This is a genomic window from Psychrosphaera sp. HA2-10 (assembly GCF_055693745.1).
In genome coordinates this window covers 1-16,260 of sequence record NZ_CM146341.1, presented here as the reverse complement: position 1 = coordinate 16,260, position 16,260 = coordinate 1, and the positions used below count along the sequence as shown (strand labels likewise).

The following is a 16,260-nucleotide window of genomic DNA, read 5'->3' as shown; positions in this document are numbered from 1 at the left end:
GCAGATAATCTAACAGACGTCAGATTATTTAACTTCAACAGTAGCGCCTGCTTCTTCAAGTGCAGCTTTAAGTTCTTCAGCTTCACCTTTAGAGATCGCTTCTTTAACAGCGATTGGAGCAGATTCAACCATAGTTTTAGCTTCTTTAAGGCCAAGACCAGTCGCGCCACGTACTGCTTTGATCGCTGCAACCTTGTTAGCGCCAGCGCCAGTAAGGATTACGTCGAATTCAGTCTTTTCTTCAGCAGCTTCTGCTGGGCCAGCAGCAACAACAGCAGCAGCTGCAGTTACGCCGAATTTTTCTTCCATAGCTTCAACTAGTTCAACTACTTGCATTACTGACATTTCAGCAATTGCGTCTAAGATTTGTTCTTGAGTTACAGACATTTTATAATTCCTAACTTGTTTAAGCGATTTAATCGCTTGTAATAACTTTCACCTAAAAACTGTATATTTACTAGCAAAATGCTAAATAAAATTATGCAGCTTCTTTCGCTTCTTTTACCGCAGCTAGTGTCTTCACTAGTTTGCCTGCAGAAGCTTCTTTCATAACACTCATCAAACGTGCGATCGCTTCGTCGTATGTAGGTAGTGAAGCTAATACTTCAACATCTACTACGCTGCCTTCAAATGATGCTGTTTTAAGTTCAAACTTTTCGTTTTTCTTTGCAAAGTCTTTGAAAAGACGTGCACCAACACCTGGGTGTTCTTTAGAAAATGCGATAAGAGTTGGACCTACAAACGCTTCAGAAAGACATTCGAAGTCAGTACCTTCAACTGCACGTTTAGCTAAAGTGTTGCGAACAACCTTCATCCAAACGCCATTAGCACGCGCTTCTTTACGAAGTGCTGTAATTGCAGTTACAGATACACCACGAGCGTCTGCTACTACTGCAGACAGAGCGTCTTTGGCTGCTTCTTGGACTTCAGCAACTACTGCTTTTTTGCCATCAAGATTTAATGCCATTAGCTTTTCTCCTGGTTGTGGAAACGGATAAACCGTTTACATTATGTTCAAGACTAGTCTTGAACGGTTCCGGTGAAAGCCAGAAGTGGAATCTTCTGGGGTCATCACCATCTGCGTAGGACATTAAGTTAAATAAGACATCTATTTAACACCTACGGTCTTGGATGGAGGCATTGCAAGCAATACCTCAACCCGAATTTTTTACTTGTCAGCTTTGATTGAAGCTTGTTCAATCGCAACGCCAGCACCCATTGTTGTAGAAAGGCTAACTTTCTTAACAAATGTGCCTTTCGCAGAAGCAGGTTTTGCTTTTACGATTGCGCCTAATAGAGCTTCTAAGTTTGTTTTGATCGCTTCAGCGTCAAAATCAACTTTACCGATAGAAGCGTGAACAATACCGTTTTTATCGTTTCTATAACGAACCTGACCAGCTTTAGCATTTTTAACTGCTGTTGCTACGTCTGGAGTAACTGTTCCAACTTTCGGGTTAGGCATAAGGCCACGTGGACCTAGGATTTGACCTAATTGACCAACAACACGCATCGCATCAGGAGATGCAACAACTACGTCGAAGTTCATTTCGCCAGCTTTAACTTGCTCAGCTAGGTCTTCCATACCAACGACATCTGCACCAGCTGCTTTAGCTGCTTCAGCGTTAGCGCCTTGAGTAAATACTGCTACGCGTACGTCTTTACCAGTACCGTTAGGTAGTACAGTTGCACCACGAACGTTTTGGTCAGATTTACGAGCGTCGATGCCTAAGTTAATAGCAACATCAAAGCTTTCTGTGAATTTAGCAGTCGCTAATTCTTTAAGTAGAGCTACAGCTTCTTCGATGCCGTATTCACGAGTTGCATCAACTTTTTCACGAATTAAACGTGCGCGTTTTGTTAATTTAGCCATTGATTAACCCTCTACATTCAAGCCCATTGCACGAGCTGAGCCGGCAATAGTGCGTACTGCTGCATCCATATCGGCTGCAGTTAGGTCTGGTTGTTTGGTGTTTACGATTTCTTCCAACTGTGCACGTGTTACCGTACCCACTTTTTCAGTGTTTGGACGACCAGAACCAGATTTGATACCAGCAGCTTTCTTAAGTAAGTAAGATGCAGGTGGAGTCTTAGTTTCGAATGTAAACGAACGATCACTGTAAACAGAAATTACTACTGGTACCGGAGCACCTTTTTCCATTTCACCTGTTTTTGCGTTAAACGCTTTACAGAATTCCATGATGTTCACACCGTGTTGACCTAGAGCAGGACCAACCGGAGGACTTGGGTTTGCCATACCAGCTGCAACTTGCAACTTGATTAGGGCTTCAACTTTTTTAGCCATTTTAGCTTCCTCATTAATGGGTCATCGCCTAGTAAGAACGAGGTTTCTTACTTATCGGCTTCCCGTTTTAAATATTTTATACCTGTCTAAACTTTCATCCAGACACATACAAAAGGGTCGCGCATTATATAGACAATCGCGACCCGTTTCAAGACTGTAAATCGAAATTAGCTTCGATTATTTATCTTTTTCTACTTGACCAAACTCAAGTTCAACTGGCGTTGAGCGACCAAATATAAGTACAGAAACTTTAACTCGGCTCTTCTCATAATCCACTTCTTCAACAACACCGTTGAAATCAGCAAATGGACCATCGGTAACGCGAACAACTTCACCTGGTTCAAATAGTGTCTTAGGCTTAGGCTTATCAACGTTCTCTTCTAATCGATTTAAGATCGCTTCAGCTTCACGGTTAGAAATTGGCGCTGGGCGATCCGATGTTCCACCGATAAACCCTAGTACACGTGGTGTATTCTTAACAAGATGCCACGCATCTTCGTTCATCGCGATTTCTACTAAAACATAGCCAGGGAAAAACTTACGTTCTGAACGACGCTTTTGGCCTGCACGCATTTCTACAACTTCTTCAGTTGGTACTAAAATACGGCCAAAGTAATCTTCCATTGCGTTTACTTTAATGTGCTCTTCTAGAGCTTTTGATACACGACCTTCATAGCCAGAGTAAGCTTGAACAACATACCAACGTAATTTGTTTTCTGCTTGTTCTTCAACATTAATATCTGAATCAGACATGCATTAAGCTCCTATACCTGTAAGTAGAGCTACTGCCCAGCGTAAAAACATATCTAAAAAATAGAGCATAATTGCGATAACGGCAGTAGCAGCAAAAATAATAAATGTAGTTTGAGTCGCTTCTTGACGAGTAGGCCAAATAACCTTGCGAATTTCTTTATTCGATTCTTTAGAAAAGCTAATAAAGTTTCTGCCTTTTTCTGTCGTCCCAGCAAAAACGCCAGCTATAACAACAGCAGCAACAACACCAATTGCGCGAATCAGTACTGATTCTTGATCGAACATATTGTTTGCAACAACCGCACCTGCTAATAACGCAATAGCGATTACCCATTTAACTAAATCCAGTCCTTTGTTTGACTGTTCAACATTGGCACTCATCGAAACACCTTAATTACTACATTTGTGAAAATTGTTATAAACCTCAAAGGACAATACTATTCACTAATACTGTTCTTTGAGGTTTGGCAGGGGCGGAGGGACTCGAACCCCCAACCATCGGTTTTGGAGACCGCTGTTCTACCAATTGGAACTACGCCCCTGCAACAACACCATTTATGTCTATTAATCAATCAATAGACAGTTACACCACTTTTGTGAATCTTAATTTTTAAGGGAATCATAAAGTGGGGAGCGCCATTATACTTAACTGGTTTAATGACGCAATTAAAAACTAATTTTCGCTTATAATTTATGGCATCTTGTAAACTTGCTTACCGGCTACCCATGTCTCCAATACTTTCGACTTCCATATGTTTTCTTTAGGAATATTAAAAAGATCCTGGTCGACTAGTATAAAGTCAGCGTATTTGCCCGCTTGTAATCCGCCAATTATTTTATCTTGATGTGCGCCATAAGCAGCGTCAATAGTAAACGAACGAAATGCTTCAGCCATACTCATAGACTCGTTAACTCGCCATCCACCTTGTGGCATATTAGATCTATCTTGGCGCGTAACAGCGGCGTGTAAACCTAAAAATGGGTTTGCCAATTCGACAGGGAAATCAGACCCTGAAATTACACGACTGCCTTGTTTTAAGAATTGTTGCCACGCATATGCACCTTCAAGTCGACGATCTCCAATTCGCTTGGGTGCCATCTCTTTGTCTGACGTTGCATGCGTTGGTTGCATCGAAGGAAGAATATTCAATGTTTTAAAGCGCGGTATATCATCGGGGTGCACAACTTGCGCATGTTCTACACGGTGTCTAAGCTCATCGCCATTGTAAAGAATTGACTCTGGCTTTTTAAATACTCTTTCAAATTCATCTAACGCTATTCTATTTGCACGATCGCCGATGGCGTGAATATTAATTTGGAATCGATGACTTAAGATTTCATCGAATAAAGGAGTAAGTTTTTCAGGTGATGTAACTAGCAGCCCTACGTTATCTTTATCATCATGATATGGTTGTAACAAAGCAGCTCCACGGCTACCAAGCGCACCGTCTCCATATATTTTTACACTTCGTATTGATAGGAAGTCTTTATTATCTTTTATGTAACCATGTTTCAACATATCGGAGAGATGGGGATCTGTTGCAGCGAGCATCGCATAGACACGCACGTCCAAATCGCCTGCGTTAGCAGCGTCTTTATATAGATGATAAGTTTCATGGTCAATTCCAGCGTCATGCATACTGGTAACCCCTAATGAAAGCAAATGATCAGTCGCTTTTTCTAATGCAGCCTTCATTTCGTCCCTACTCGGGTTCGGTATTTTATCCATTACAAGTGTTTCTGCGTTATCTATAAGTACACCTGTTGGATTACCTTGCGCATCTTTAACAATTTCACCTCCTGGTGGCGAAATTGTATCTTTTGTAATTCCGGCTAATTCTAAAGCTTTTGTATTTAACCATGCTGCATGGCCGTCGACTCTACTTAAATAAACAGGACGATCAGAAATATACTCGTCTAGTTGCTTAGCTGTAGGGTATGTATTAGAAGACCATATTTCTTGGTTCCATCCGCGACCTTTGATCCAAGTAATATCGGGGTTCTGTTCGCTATAAGCTGCAACCTTTTGTGCTGTTGCTTTAGCACTTGATATATCACGGACATCCACATTTAATAAATTAAAGCCTAAACCAAGTAAGTGTCCATGTCCGTCTACTAAACCAGGCAACATTACTTTCTGTTTTCCATCAATTCGTTTAGCGCTCTTATATTGGTCGATTAATTCGTTATTCCCAATTTTAAGTACTATTCCATTCTCAAAAGCAATAGCTGAGAATGTTACTAAGTTACGTTCATTTGTGAATGTATATCCTTTAACGTTATGTATTAATGTGGGCTCCGCTAATACAGAGATACTGACTAACAGCGATATGATTGATAGATAAATTTTCATGGCATTTCCTTTGATAAACTTCACTAAAACATAACACGATATAGACAGCTGTATATTATTATTCGCTGAGTAAATGAAAACTGGCGATAAAATTTAAAGTTTTATCAATATTAAAAATTCATACTCGAGGTTATAAGCACTAACCTGGTGGTTATCGTTAAACTTTAGTTTTAGTTTTAGTTTTAGTTTTAAGGCCACAATAAAAAAAGGCTCCCATTCGTTAGAACAGGAGCCTTTTTTTATCTTTTTGTCATTCAGGTTACAGCTGACTGCAACCTCTTAACAACGCAGAATTACGCTACGATTGATGCTACAACACCAGCACCAACTGTACGACCGCCTTCACGGATCGCAAAACGTAGACCTTCGTCCATCGCGATTGGTGCGATTAGCTCAACAACCATCTTGATGTTATCACCAGGCATTACCATTTCTACGCCTTCTGGAAGCTCAACAGCACCAGTTACGTCAGTTGTACGGAAGTAGAACTGTGGACGGTAACCTTTGAAGAATGGAGTGTGACGTCCGCCTTCTTCTTTAGAAAGTACGTATACTTCTGATTCGAACTTAGTGTGCGGCTGGATTGAACCAGGCTTCGCTAGTACTTGACCACGTTCAACTTCATCACGCTTAGTACCACGTAATAATGCACCAATGTTCTCACCTGCACGACCTTCGTCTAGAAGCTTACGGAACATTTCAACACCTGTACATGTTGTAGTCGTTGTATCTTTGATACCAACGATTTCTACTGAGTCACCAGTGTTAATGATACCTTGCTCAACACGACCTGTTACTACTGTACCACGACCTGAGATTGAGAATACGTCTTCGATAGGCATGATGAATGGCTTATCGATGTCACGCTCTGGCTCTGGAATGTAAGTATCTAGTGCTTCAGCTAGTTCAATGATCTTCGCTTCCCACTCAGCTTCGCCTTCAAGAGCTTTAAGAGCTGAACCAGCGATTAATGGAAGGTCGTCACCTGGGAATTCGTATTCTGAAAGAAGTTCACGAACTTCCATTTCTACTAATTCTAGTAACTCTTCGTCGTCAACCATGTCACATTTGTTCATGAATACGATGATGTAAGGTACACCAACCTGACGTGAAAGTAGGATGTGCTCACGTGTTTGAGGCATTGGGCCGTCAGTTGCAGCAACTACTAAGATCGCGCCGTCCATCTGTGCAGCACCAGTGATCATGTTTTTAACATAATCGGCGTGTCCTGGACAGTCTACGTGTGCGTAGTGACGAGTTGGAGTGTCATACTCGATGTGAGAAGTATTGATTGTAATACCACGCTCACGCTCTTCTGGAGCATTATCGATTTGCGCGAAATCTCTAACGTCACCACCGTATGTCTTAGAAAGTACTGCAGAGATTGCAGCTGTTAAAGTTGTTTTACCGTGGTCAACGTGACCGATTGTACCAACGTTAACGTGCGGTTTAGTACGTTCAAACTTTTCTCTTGCCATTTTCAGACCTATTTCAGTTTTATTAAAGTAATACGCTATAAGCGTGGTTTATAAATTTGAAAGTTTGGGCGAGAAATTTTTAGATGGTGCTGATAGGCAGATTTGAACTGCCGACCTCACCCTTACCAAGGGTGCGCTCTACCAACTGAGCTATATCAGCAAAAAATACTTGGAGCGGACGGCGGGAATCGAACCCGCGTTATTAGCTTGGAAGGCTAGAGTAATACCATTATACGACGTCCGCTTTGTTCAATTTCTCGCACAAAGCACAAAAGGTCGCGAGCCGACCTTATTTATATCAAAATAATAATCTTGATATGAGAATGAGATGGTGGAGGGAGGTGGATTCGAACCACCGAAGGTAGAACCGTCAGATTTACAGTCTGATCCCTTTGGCCACTCGGGAACCCCTCCACACTTTATTTGATGGTGCCGGCTGCCGGAATCGAACTGGCGACCTACTGATTACAAGTCAGTTGCTCTACCAACTGAGCTAAGCCGGCACTGCATCAAGTGGTGCGAATTCTATGGTATGAGTTTTGATTGTGCAAGCATAAAACGTCTTTTTTTTGTTTTTTTTGATTGTTTGGTGATGTTTTAAACAAATGAAATGAGGGTCGGTGAATTAATAATCGCTTTTATGATTATATTAAGAAAATAACGACAAGCCTTCGAATATAAGAAGTTTGTTTTCTACATAATCACACGTTAACAAACGAGTGATTTTTCCGCTATCACCACCAGTAATAACAATTAATATTTTGTTTTGCTCTGCATCGGTTAACTGACGTTTAAGTTCGTCTCTTGCTTTGTCAATGATACCAGAGAGGCTAAAAAGGCATCCATTCAGCAATGCTGAGGGTGTATCTGTACCAATTCGTTCCTCCACTACGTTGTCATGTGCAAAAACTAATGGTGCTCGCTCTACAACTGAGTTTTTCATTAACGTTAAACCTGGTGTAATCCACCCTCCTATATGAGTTTTATTTGGCAATACAAAATCGATAGTCATGGCTGTACCGCTATCAACTACGATTAAGGGTCTGTTAGGATGACTTGCTGTAGCTGCTAGCACGCCTAACCAACGATCTATCCCTAGGTGTTTAACATTCTTGTATCCACAAGTAACACCAAAGTCCTGTGGTTTGACCTTTGGATATATGACTGGAACATTGTATTCTTTTGCTTTGGATTCGACGTCTGTAAACAAGCTGTATTCTTTTACTTTTGCTATGACAATAACGTCAGCATCTTTGATTAGTGACATAAATGATGATTGAGGTAACTCACTACATTGGTGGCTCTCGAATTTAGCAAACTTAATGTTGGTATTGCCGGCGTCTATAAGCAGCTTCACTTTCTAGCTTTCCTTAAACTTAATTCACCGCCATACGCTTTAAATATTCGCTTCGTCAATTCATCTTCTAACATTAATGAACCCGTATTATCTATACCTAAACATTTACCCTGCTTTTGTTCTTTTCCGCTAGACAAAGTAACAAGTAACCCATCGTATGCGTTCATTTCGTTCCATACCGAATACAACGTTTCTAGTCTGTGTTGCTTAAATGTAAGCATTATTTTATCTATTTCCAGTAAAAGCCGTGCGACAAATTCATTTCTATCGATAATAGAATCGGTGTTGCTCGTAACATCTGTCCACGGTTGATCTATGTCGACATTATTTGGCATGTTAATATTTACGCCTATACCGATAACTAAATGACAAAGTCCATCGCTTTGACCTTCCGCCTCAACTAATACACCCGCTACTTTTTTATCGTTTATCAATACATCATTAGGCCATTTTAAATTTGCTTTACCTTCAATAAATTGATTAATACAGTTAGCGACTGCAATACCTATAGCTAAACTCAATCCAGCAGCTTCAGATAGACCATCCTGTGACTGGTAATAACGAGACAAATAAACATGACTACCGTAAGGGCTTACCCATTTCCTGCCTCGCCGTCCCCTCCCATGTGTCTGACACTCTGATATAACGGTATAACCGTCGCTGACTGAATGCGTTTCACGTAACATTCTAATTAAGTGTGCATTGGTTGAATCGATAATGTGATGCAACGCAATAGCGGAATTATGGTTGTATAAATGATTGATTTTCTCTTCATTTAATAACGAAACTGGCTGTGCAAGTCTGTAGCCTTTTCCTTTTACTGAAAAAACCTCCAAGCCTAATGTATTGATGGTTTTTATATGCTTCGCTACCGCAGTACGCGAAATGTTTAGTAAAACTGCTAACGCTTGCCCTGACACGAACAGTCCTTTGGATAGCTCTTTAATTATTATTAGCTTGGTATCAATCTCAGCCCGCATAATAATCTACCAAAGTAACTTCTTTATCCTTACTAAAAAAACGAACTTCTGGCTCTAGTTTAATACCGAATATTGAATAGACACTATCTATAATTTTATTAGCAGCAATTACGACGTCTTTTCCTTTTGCTTCACCCTTGTGGTTTGTGAGTACCAACGCTTGATTTGGGTTAACCCTAATATTACCAAACTCTTTTCCTTTGAGACCAGCTTGATCAATCAACCAACCAGCAGCAATTTTAAATGTTCCATCGCTCAGTGGATATGAAGGTACTGACGGAAATAACTCTATTACTCGATTGCGCTCTAACTTAGTAACAATTGGGTTCTTAAAAAAACTTCCTGCATTACCAATAACTTTCGGATCAGGGAGTTTAGAATTTCTTATACTACAAACTTTGTTAAAAATACTTATTGGTGTTGGGTATTCTAAGTTTTTTAATTCACCGTATTCTAAAACTGGCCTCCATTCCTTAGGGAACTTAAATCTTACTTTTAATATAATACTATTTTTCGCTAACTCATTTTTAAAAATACTGTCTCTATATCCAAACTTGCACTCATTATTAGAAAGAGTATTTAGTTCACCGGATACTAAATCGATGTAAACCACTGAATCTATGAATTGATTTATCTCAACTCCATAAGCTCCAATGTTTTGTATCGGTGCTGCACCTACAGTGCCGGGTATTAAAGCGAGATTTTCTAACCCATAAACTTCCTTTTCTAGTGTCCAACTCACAAGACTATGCCAATTTTCACCTGAATTAACATCGATATAATAAAAATCATTATCTTCAAATAGACACTTTCCCAAATACTCGTTTACATAAAGTGGTATGGCTAAGTCTTCTAAGAATAGTGTATTACTACCTGAACCTACTAGTACGAAATCTGTATTTAGTGTTTTCCCCACTAAAGCTTTAAAATCCCCTACTGATGTGATTTTAACTACATCATTAGCGTAATGATTTAATTGAAAAGTATGGAAAGGCTTTAGTGAATTCAATTTAAGGAACCAAAATTATTAATATGAGTGTAATTTAACATTAACACAGCATTTACTCACTACTGGAGATAAGAAATTTCTATAGGTGCAGAGTATACGATATTGAAACCGTAAGAATTTAGCAGTGATAGTAGGAAACGCTTCCGAGATAGTAGTAAACGATTCAGAGATAGCATTAACACTCACAAGTGCCGCGCAGGCAGGATGCCTAGGAGTGGCCACCTTGATGGTTTTAAGGAATTCTAAACGAAAAAAACCGCGACGAAGCAGTGAATCGTGGTGGTTGGGTATAAATTTGAGGCAATAAAAAACCCCTCGCACAAAGTGCAAGGGGTTAGTATGGGAGCCTGGCGGTGAGCTACTCTCGCATAGCAAATGCTACACTACCATCGCCGCAGCTGCGTTTCACTTCTGAGTTCGAAATGGAGTCAGGTGGTTCCACAGCGCTATTGCCACCAGGCAAAGCTGTTTGTAATCGATGTTTAATAAACACCGCTTACTTAAATTGTCTTAACAATTAGAAAGCTAAATAAAATAAGGTAACCTTGATTATCTCTCTAGGAGAACACTTAAGCGTTGTATGGTTAAGCCTCACGGGCAATTAGTATAAGTTAGCTTAATGCCTCACAGCACTTCCACACCTTACCTATCAACGTTGTAGTCTTCAACGACCCTTTAGGACAGTTAAACTGTCAGGGATGACTCATCTCGAGGCTCGCTTCCCGCTTAGATGCTTTCAGCGGTTATCGATTCCGAACGTAGCTACCGGGCAATGCCATTGGCATGACAACCCGAACACCAGCGGTTCGTCCACTCCGGTCCTCTCGTACTAGGAGCAGCCCCTCTCAATCATCCAACGCCCACGGCAGATAGGGACCGAACTGTCTCACGACGTTCTAAACCCAGCTCGCGTACCACTTTAAATGGCGAACAGCCATACCCTTGGGACCGACTTCAGCCCCAGGATGTGATGAGCCGACATCGAGGTGCCAAACACCGCCGTCGATATGAACTCTTGGGCGGTATCAGCCTGTTATCCCCGGAGTACCTTTTATCCGTTGAGCGATGGCCCTTCCATACAGAGCCACCGGATCACTATGACCTACTTTCGTACCTGCTCGACGTGTCTGTCTCGCAGTTAAGCTTGCTTCTACCATTACACTAACCGTACGATGTCCGACCGTACTTAGCAAACCTTCGTGCTCCTCCGTTACTCTTTGGGAGGAGACCGCCCCAGTCAAACTACCCACCAGACACTGTCCACAACCCCGATAAGGGGCCAATGTTAGAACATCAAACATACAAGGGTGGTATTTCAAGGATGGCTCCACCTGAACTGGCGTCCAAGTTTCATAGCCTCCCACCTATCCTACACATGTAGGCTCAATGTTCAGTGTCAAGCTGTAGTAAAGGTTCACGGGGTCTTTCCGTCTAGCCGCGGGTACACAGCATCTTCACTGCGATTTCAATTTCACTGAGTCTCGGGTGGAGACAGCGTGGCCATCATTACACCATTCGTGCAGGTCGGAACTTACCCGACAAGGAATTTCGCTACCTTAGGACCGTTATAGTTACGGCCGCCGTTTACCGGGGCTTCGATCATGAGCTTCTCTTGCGATAACCCAATCAATTAACCTTCCGGCACCGGGCAGGTGTCACACCCTATACGTCATCTTTCGATTTAGCAGAGTGCTGTGTTTTTAATAAACAGTTGCAGCCACCAGGTCACTGCGACCCACTTCAGCTCCGACAGCAAGTGCCTTCACCTAATGTGGGCGTACCTTCTCCCGAAGTTACGGTACCATTTTGCCTAGTTCCTTCACCCGAGTTCTCTCAAGCGCCTTAGTATTCTCTACCTGACCACCTGTGTCGGTTTGGGGTACGGTTCTTAATCATCTGAAGCTTAGAGGCTTTTCCTGGAAGTATGGCATCAATGACTTCATCACCTTAGTGACTCGTCTCGTATCTCAGTATTAGCCGCCCGGATTTACCTAAGCAGCCTACCTACATACTTTCACACGGACAACCATCGCCGTGCTCACCTAGCCTTCTCCGTCCCCCCATCGCAATGATTAAAAGTACAGAAATATTAATCTGTTTCCCATCGACTACGCATTTCTGCCTCGCCTTAGGGGCCGACTTACCCTACCCTGATTAGCATGGGATAGGAACCCTTGGTCTTTCGGCGTGGGGGTTTTTCACCCCCATTATCGTTACTCATGTCAACATTCGCACTTCTGATATGTCCAGCACACTTCTCAATGCACCTTCAGCCACTTACAGAACGCTCCCCTACCTAGCGAATAAATTCGCTACCGCAGCTTCGGTGTTATGCTTAGCCCCGTTACATCTTCCGCGCAGGCCGACTCGACTAGTGAGCTATTACGCTTTCTTTAAAGGGTGGCTGCTTCTAAGCCAACCTCCTAGCTGTCTAAGCCTTCCCACATCGTTTCCCACTTAGCATAAACTTTGGGACCTTAGCTGGCGGTCTGGGTTGTTTCCCTCTCCACGACGAACGTTAGCACCCGCCGTGTGTCTCCCGGATATTACTTTACGGTATTCGGAGTTTGCATGGGGTTGGTAAGCCGGGATGGCCCCCTAGCCCAAACAGTGCTCTACCCCCGTAAGTATTCGTCCGAGGCTCTACCTAAATAGATTTCGGGGAGAACCAGCTATCTCCCGGTTTGATTAGCCTTTCACTCCTAGCCACAGGTCATCCCCTAACTTTTCAACGTTAGTGGGTTCGGTCCTCCAGTTGATGTTACTCAACCTTCAACCTGCCCATGGCTAGATCACCGGGTTTCGGGTCTATACCTTGCAACTTATTCGCCCAGTTAAGACTCGGTTTCCCTACGGCTCCCCTATTCGGTTAACCTTGCTACAAAATATAAGTCGTTGACCCATTATACAAAAGGTACGCAGTCACAGAACAAGTCTGCTCCTACTGCTTGTACGTATACGGTTTCAGGTTCTATTTCACTCCCCTCACAGGGGTTCTTTTCGCCTTTCCCTCACGGTACTGGTTCACTATCGGTCAATTGGGAGTATTTAGCCTTAGAGGATGGTCCCCCTATCTTCAGTCAAGGTTTCTCGTGCCCCGACCTACTTAATATGTCCAACATGGCTTGTCGTGTACGGGACTATCACCCACTATCGTTGCACTTTCCAGAGCATTCCACTAAACCATGCTGATTCGGCTGTTTCCCGTTCGCTCGCCGCTACTTAGGAAATCTCGGTTGATTTCTTTTCCTCCGGGTACTTAGATGTTTCAGTTCTCCGGGTTCGCTTCGCATAGCTATGTATTCACTATACGATACCCTAAAAAGGGTGGGTTTCCCCATTCGGAAATTCTGGTTTATAACGGTTTTTATCACCTTAACCAGACTTATCGCAGATTAACACGTCCTTCATCGCCTCCAATTGCCAAGGCATCCACCGTATACGCTTATTCACTTAACCATACAACCTTAAATGCTCTCGCAAATTCAGTCGTAGTTTATGTGTCATATTTATTGGTTACTTGACTTGTATAAGGTCAAGAACCTGACATAAATAACGCTTGAGTTTTCTCTTACAGTGATAATCAAAATTATTTTTTTAGTTGTTGAATAACAAATAAATAAACAATAATGTTTACCTTATTTTTTTATCAGCTTTCCAAATTGTTAAAGAGCATGAGTTTATAAAAAACTCTAAACGATGCACACTAAATTAATGTGTATGGTTTAGGGTTTTGAATCGAGAAACTGAGTGTCAGTATGGTGGAGCTACGCGGGATCGAACCGCGGACCTCTTGAATGCAAATCAAGCGCTCTCCCAGCTGAGCTATAGCCCCATACTGAAGTCACGTCATTAAAACGATTATTCCAAATCACATTTGACAAGGCATTTTGTTACGCCGTTTAGACTATCTAAACAAGTAACGAAATAACGCAGTCAGGTGAGATTTTGGTAGGCCTGGGCAGACTTGAACTGCCGACCTCACCCTTATCAGGGGTGCGCTCTAACCAGCTGAGCTACAGGCCTATCGTTTATGCTACAAACTCTCGAATGCAGCTAACAGCTTGCAGCTTTCTCGCTCATTATTCGTAATTAATTATTTGTGTGAACACTCTAAAGGTGTAACTTCGTTTATAAGGAGGTGATCCAGCCGCAGGTTCCCCTACGGCTACCTTGTTACGACTTCACCCCAGTCATGAACCACAAAGTGGTAAGCGCCCTCCCGAAGGTTAAGCTACCTACTTCTTTTGCAGCCCACTCCCATGGTGTGACGGGCGGTGTGTACAAGGCCCGGGAACGTATTCACCGTGGCATTCTGATCCACGATTACTAGCGATTCCGACTTCATGGAGTCGAGTTGCAGACTCCAATCCGGACTACGACAAGCTTTATGGGATCCGCTTACTCTCGCGAGTTCGCAACCCTTTGTACTTGCCATTGTAGCACGTGTGTAGCCCATCTCGTAAGGGCCATGATGACTTGACGTCGTCCCCACCTTCCTCCGGTTTGTCACCGGCAGTCTCCTTAGAGTTCCCACCATTACGTGCTGGCAACTAAGGATAAGGGTTGCGCTCGTTGCGGGACTTAACCCAACATTTCACAACACGAGCTGACGACAGCCATGCAGCACCTGTCTCATAGTTCCCGAAGGCACTAAAGCGTCTCTGCTAAATTCTATGGATGTCAAGAGATGGTAAGGTTCTTCGCGTTGCATCGAATTAAACCACATGCTCCACCGCTTGTGCGGGCCCCCGTCAATTCATTTGAGTTTTAACCTTGCGGCCGTACTCCCCAGGCGGTCTACTTAATGCGTTAGCTGCGCAAGACAACTCTTAAGAGTCAAACTGCTAGTAGACATCGTTTACGGCGTGGACTACCAGGGTATCTAATCCTGTTTGCTACCCACGCTTTCGTACATGAGCGTCAGTGTCGACCCAGGTGGCTGCCTTCGCCATTGGTATTCCTTCAGATCTCTACGCATTTCACCGCTACACCTGAAATTCTACCACCCTCTGTCGCACTCTAGCCATCCAGTTTCAAATGCAGTTCCCAGGTTGAGCCCGGGGCTTTCACATCTGACTTAAATGGCCGCCTGCGTACGCTTTACGCCCAGTAATTCCGATTAACGCTCGCACCCTCCGTATTACCGCGGCTGCTGGCACGGAGTTAGCCGGTGCTTCTTCTGCGAGTAACGTCACACCTAGCCGGTATTAACGACTAAGCTTTCCTCCTCGCTGAAAGTGCTTTACAACCCGAAGGCCTTCTTCACACACGCGGCATGGCTGCATCAGGCTTTCGCCCATTGTGCAATATTCCCCACTGCTGCCTCCCGTAGGAGTCTGGACCGTGTCTCAGTTCCAGTGTGGCTGATCATCCTCTCAGACCAGCTAGGGATCGTCGGCTTGGTGAGCCTTTACCTCACCAACTACCTAATCCCACTTGGGCTTCTCTAAAGGCGGGAGCCGAAGCCCCCTTTGAGCCGTAGCTATCATGCGGTATTAGCAGTCGTTTCCAACTGTTGTCCCCCACCTAAAGGCAAATTCCCAAGCATTACTCACCCGTCCGCCACTCGTCAGCAACTAGCAAGCTAGTTCTGTTACCGTTCGACTTGCATGTGTTAGGCCTGCCGCCAGCGTTCAATCTGAGCCATGATCAAACTCTTCACTTAAAAGTTTAATCGCTACTCATTGAATTCTGTTCAAATAAATTTTCGTTCAGACACTCAATCAATAGTTTACAAGTGCTAGCCTGTTTCCTAAGAAACTCTAGCGTGTTTGTTACTACTCTTCGGAGTGCCCACACAAATAATTAATTACAAATTGTTAAAGAACGTTCAGAGCCTTTCTGCTCTTGGTCGAGACCTTGTCTCAACCGGGATGCGCATTCTACACTTCCCTAATTCGTTGTCAACGTTTTTATCAAATCTTTTTCAATATTTTGAAGAAGTTTTCTAAACCGTTTTGAGCCTCATCTCACAACCTTTACTTAACGTTTCGAGCTGTTTGATGTCTCCCTGACAACGAGGACG

Annotated in this window: 11 protein-coding genes, 7 tRNA genes and 3 rRNA genes; all 21 read right to left on the bottom strand. The window is 43.0% G+C overall.

Annotated elements, in window-relative coordinates:
- Positions 1-24: 24 nt before the first annotated feature.
- Positions 25-387 (bottom strand): 50S ribosomal protein L7/L12, encoded by a 363-nt coding sequence (gene rplL, locus ACZ1GV_RS00105; RefSeq protein WP_210560559.1) that lies wholly within the window; start codon positions 385-387, stop codon positions 25-27.
- A gap of 91 nt (positions 388-478) precedes the next feature.
- Positions 479-967, bottom strand: coding sequence for a 50S ribosomal protein L10 (gene rplJ, locus ACZ1GV_RS00100; RefSeq protein ID WP_210560560.1), 489 nt, complete (start codon positions 965-967; stop codon positions 479-481).
- A 201-nt stretch (positions 968-1,168) separates the two neighbouring features.
- Complete coding sequence (gene rplA, locus ACZ1GV_RS00095; protein ID WP_210560561.1) at positions 1,169-1,870, bottom strand: 50S ribosomal protein L1; 702 nt, start codon at positions 1,868-1,870, stop codon at positions 1,169-1,171.
- Positions 1,871-1,873: 3 nt separating this feature from the next.
- Entirely contained in the window at positions 1,874-2,302 is a 429-nt protein-coding gene (gene rplK / locus ACZ1GV_RS00090) for a 50S ribosomal protein L11 (RefSeq protein WP_210560562.1), read from the bottom strand.
- A gap of 177 nt (positions 2,303-2,479) precedes the next feature.
- A complete protein-coding gene (nusG, locus tag ACZ1GV_RS00085) occupies positions 2,480-3,055 on the bottom strand; it encodes a transcription termination/antitermination protein NusG (RefSeq protein WP_472674700.1) in 576 nt (191 codons plus the stop codon).
- A gap of 3 nt (positions 3,056-3,058) precedes the next feature.
- On the bottom strand, positions 3,059-3,436 hold the full coding sequence (gene secE, locus ACZ1GV_RS00080; RefSeq protein ID WP_210560564.1) for a preprotein translocase subunit SecE: 378 nt from the start codon (positions 3,434-3,436) through the stop codon (positions 3,059-3,061).
- A gap of 84 nt (positions 3,437-3,520) precedes the next feature.
- Positions 3,521-3,597 (bottom strand) — tRNA-Trp (locus ACZ1GV_RS00075).
- A 149-nt stretch (positions 3,598-3,746) separates the two neighbouring features.
- Positions 3,747-5,408, bottom strand: a complete 1,662-nt coding sequence (locus tag ACZ1GV_RS00070) for an amidohydrolase (protein ID WP_472674699.1) — start codon at positions 5,406-5,408, stop codon at positions 3,747-3,749.
- 293 nt (positions 5,409-5,701) lie between these two features.
- Complete coding sequence (gene tuf, locus ACZ1GV_RS00065; RefSeq protein ID WP_210560552.1) at positions 5,702-6,886, bottom strand: elongation factor Tu; 1,185 nt, start codon at positions 6,884-6,886, stop codon at positions 5,702-5,704.
- Positions 6,887-6,970: 84 nt separating this feature from the next.
- Positions 6,971-7,046: transfer RNA gene (locus tag ACZ1GV_RS00060), tRNA-Thr, on the bottom strand.
- A 10-nt stretch (positions 7,047-7,056) separates the two neighbouring features.
- A tRNA-Gly gene (locus tag ACZ1GV_RS00055) sits at positions 7,057-7,130 on the bottom strand.
- 85 nt (positions 7,131-7,215) lie between these two features.
- Positions 7,216-7,300 (bottom strand) — tRNA-Tyr (locus ACZ1GV_RS00050).
- A gap of 13 nt (positions 7,301-7,313) precedes the next feature.
- Positions 7,314-7,389, bottom strand: a tRNA-Thr gene (locus ACZ1GV_RS00045).
- Positions 7,390-7,535: 146 nt separating this feature from the next.
- Positions 7,536-8,243 (bottom strand): type III pantothenate kinase, encoded by a 708-nt coding sequence (locus tag ACZ1GV_RS00040; RefSeq protein WP_472674698.1) that lies wholly within the window; start codon positions 8,241-8,243, stop codon positions 7,536-7,538.
- On the bottom strand, positions 8,240-9,223 hold the full coding sequence (gene birA, locus ACZ1GV_RS00035; RefSeq protein ID WP_472674697.1) for a bifunctional biotin--[acetyl-CoA-carboxylase] ligase/biotin operon repressor BirA: 984 nt from the start codon (positions 9,221-9,223) through the stop codon (positions 8,240-8,242). The genes ACZ1GV_RS00040 and birA overlap by 4 nt, the downstream gene beginning before the upstream one ends.
- Positions 9,213-10,232: a UDP-N-acetylmuramate dehydrogenase gene (gene murB / locus ACZ1GV_RS00030; protein WP_472674696.1), complete on the bottom strand. Its 1,020-nt coding sequence runs from the start codon at positions 10,230-10,232 to the stop codon at positions 9,213-9,215. The genes birA and murB overlap by 11 nt, the downstream gene beginning before the upstream one ends.
- A gap of 345 nt (positions 10,233-10,577) precedes the next feature.
- A 5S ribosomal RNA gene (gene rrf, locus ACZ1GV_RS00025) occupies positions 10,578-10,692 on the bottom strand.
- A 120-nt stretch (positions 10,693-10,812) separates the two neighbouring features.
- Positions 10,813-13,691 (bottom strand): 23S ribosomal RNA (locus ACZ1GV_RS00020).
- 300 nt (positions 13,692-13,991) lie between these two features.
- Positions 13,992-14,067 (bottom strand) — tRNA-Ala (locus ACZ1GV_RS00015).
- A gap of 114 nt (positions 14,068-14,181) precedes the next feature.
- Positions 14,182-14,258, bottom strand: a tRNA-Ile gene (locus ACZ1GV_RS00010).
- 108 nt (positions 14,259-14,366) lie between these two features.
- Positions 14,367-15,900: ribosomal RNA gene (locus tag ACZ1GV_RS00005) — 16S ribosomal RNA — on the bottom strand.
- The 16S, 23S and 5S rRNA genes sit together here with 2 tRNA genes alongside, the layout of an rRNA operon.
- Positions 15,901-16,260 lie beyond the last annotated feature (360 nt).

Excerpts from the sequence above, each read along its gene's own strand:
- rplK (WP_210560562.1), bottom strand. The coding sequence starts at position 2,302 with ATGGCTAAAAAAGTTGAAGCCCTAATCAAGTTGCAAGTTGCAGCTGGT.
- rplA (WP_210560561.1), bottom strand. The coding sequence starts at position 1,870 with ATGGCTAAATTAACAAAACGCGCACGTTTAATTCGTGAAAAAGTTGAT.
- rplJ (WP_210560560.1), bottom strand. The coding sequence starts at position 967 with ATGGCATTAAATCTTGATGGCAAAAAAGCAGTAGTTGCTGAAGTCCAA.
- nusG (WP_472674700.1), bottom strand. The coding sequence starts at position 3,055 with ATGTCTGATTCAGATATTAATGTTGAAGAACAAGCAGAAAACAAATTA.
- secE (WP_210560564.1), bottom strand. The coding sequence starts at position 3,436 with ATGAGTGCCAATGTTGAACAGTCAAACAAAGGACTGGATTTAGTTAAA.
- ACZ1GV_RS00070 (WP_472674699.1), bottom strand. The coding sequence starts at position 5,408 with ATGAAAATTTATCTATCAATCATATCGCTGTTAGTCAGTATCTCTGTA.
- birA (WP_472674697.1), bottom strand. The coding sequence starts at position 9,223 with ATGCGGGCTGAGATTGATACCAAGCTAATAATAATTAAAGAGCTATCC.
- rplL (WP_210560559.1), bottom strand. The coding sequence starts at position 387 with ATGTCTGTAACTCAAGAACAAATCTTAGACGCAATTGCTGAAATGTCA.
- tuf (WP_210560552.1), bottom strand. The coding sequence starts at position 6,886 with ATGGCAAGAGAAAAGTTTGAACGTACTAAACCGCACGTTAACGTTGGT.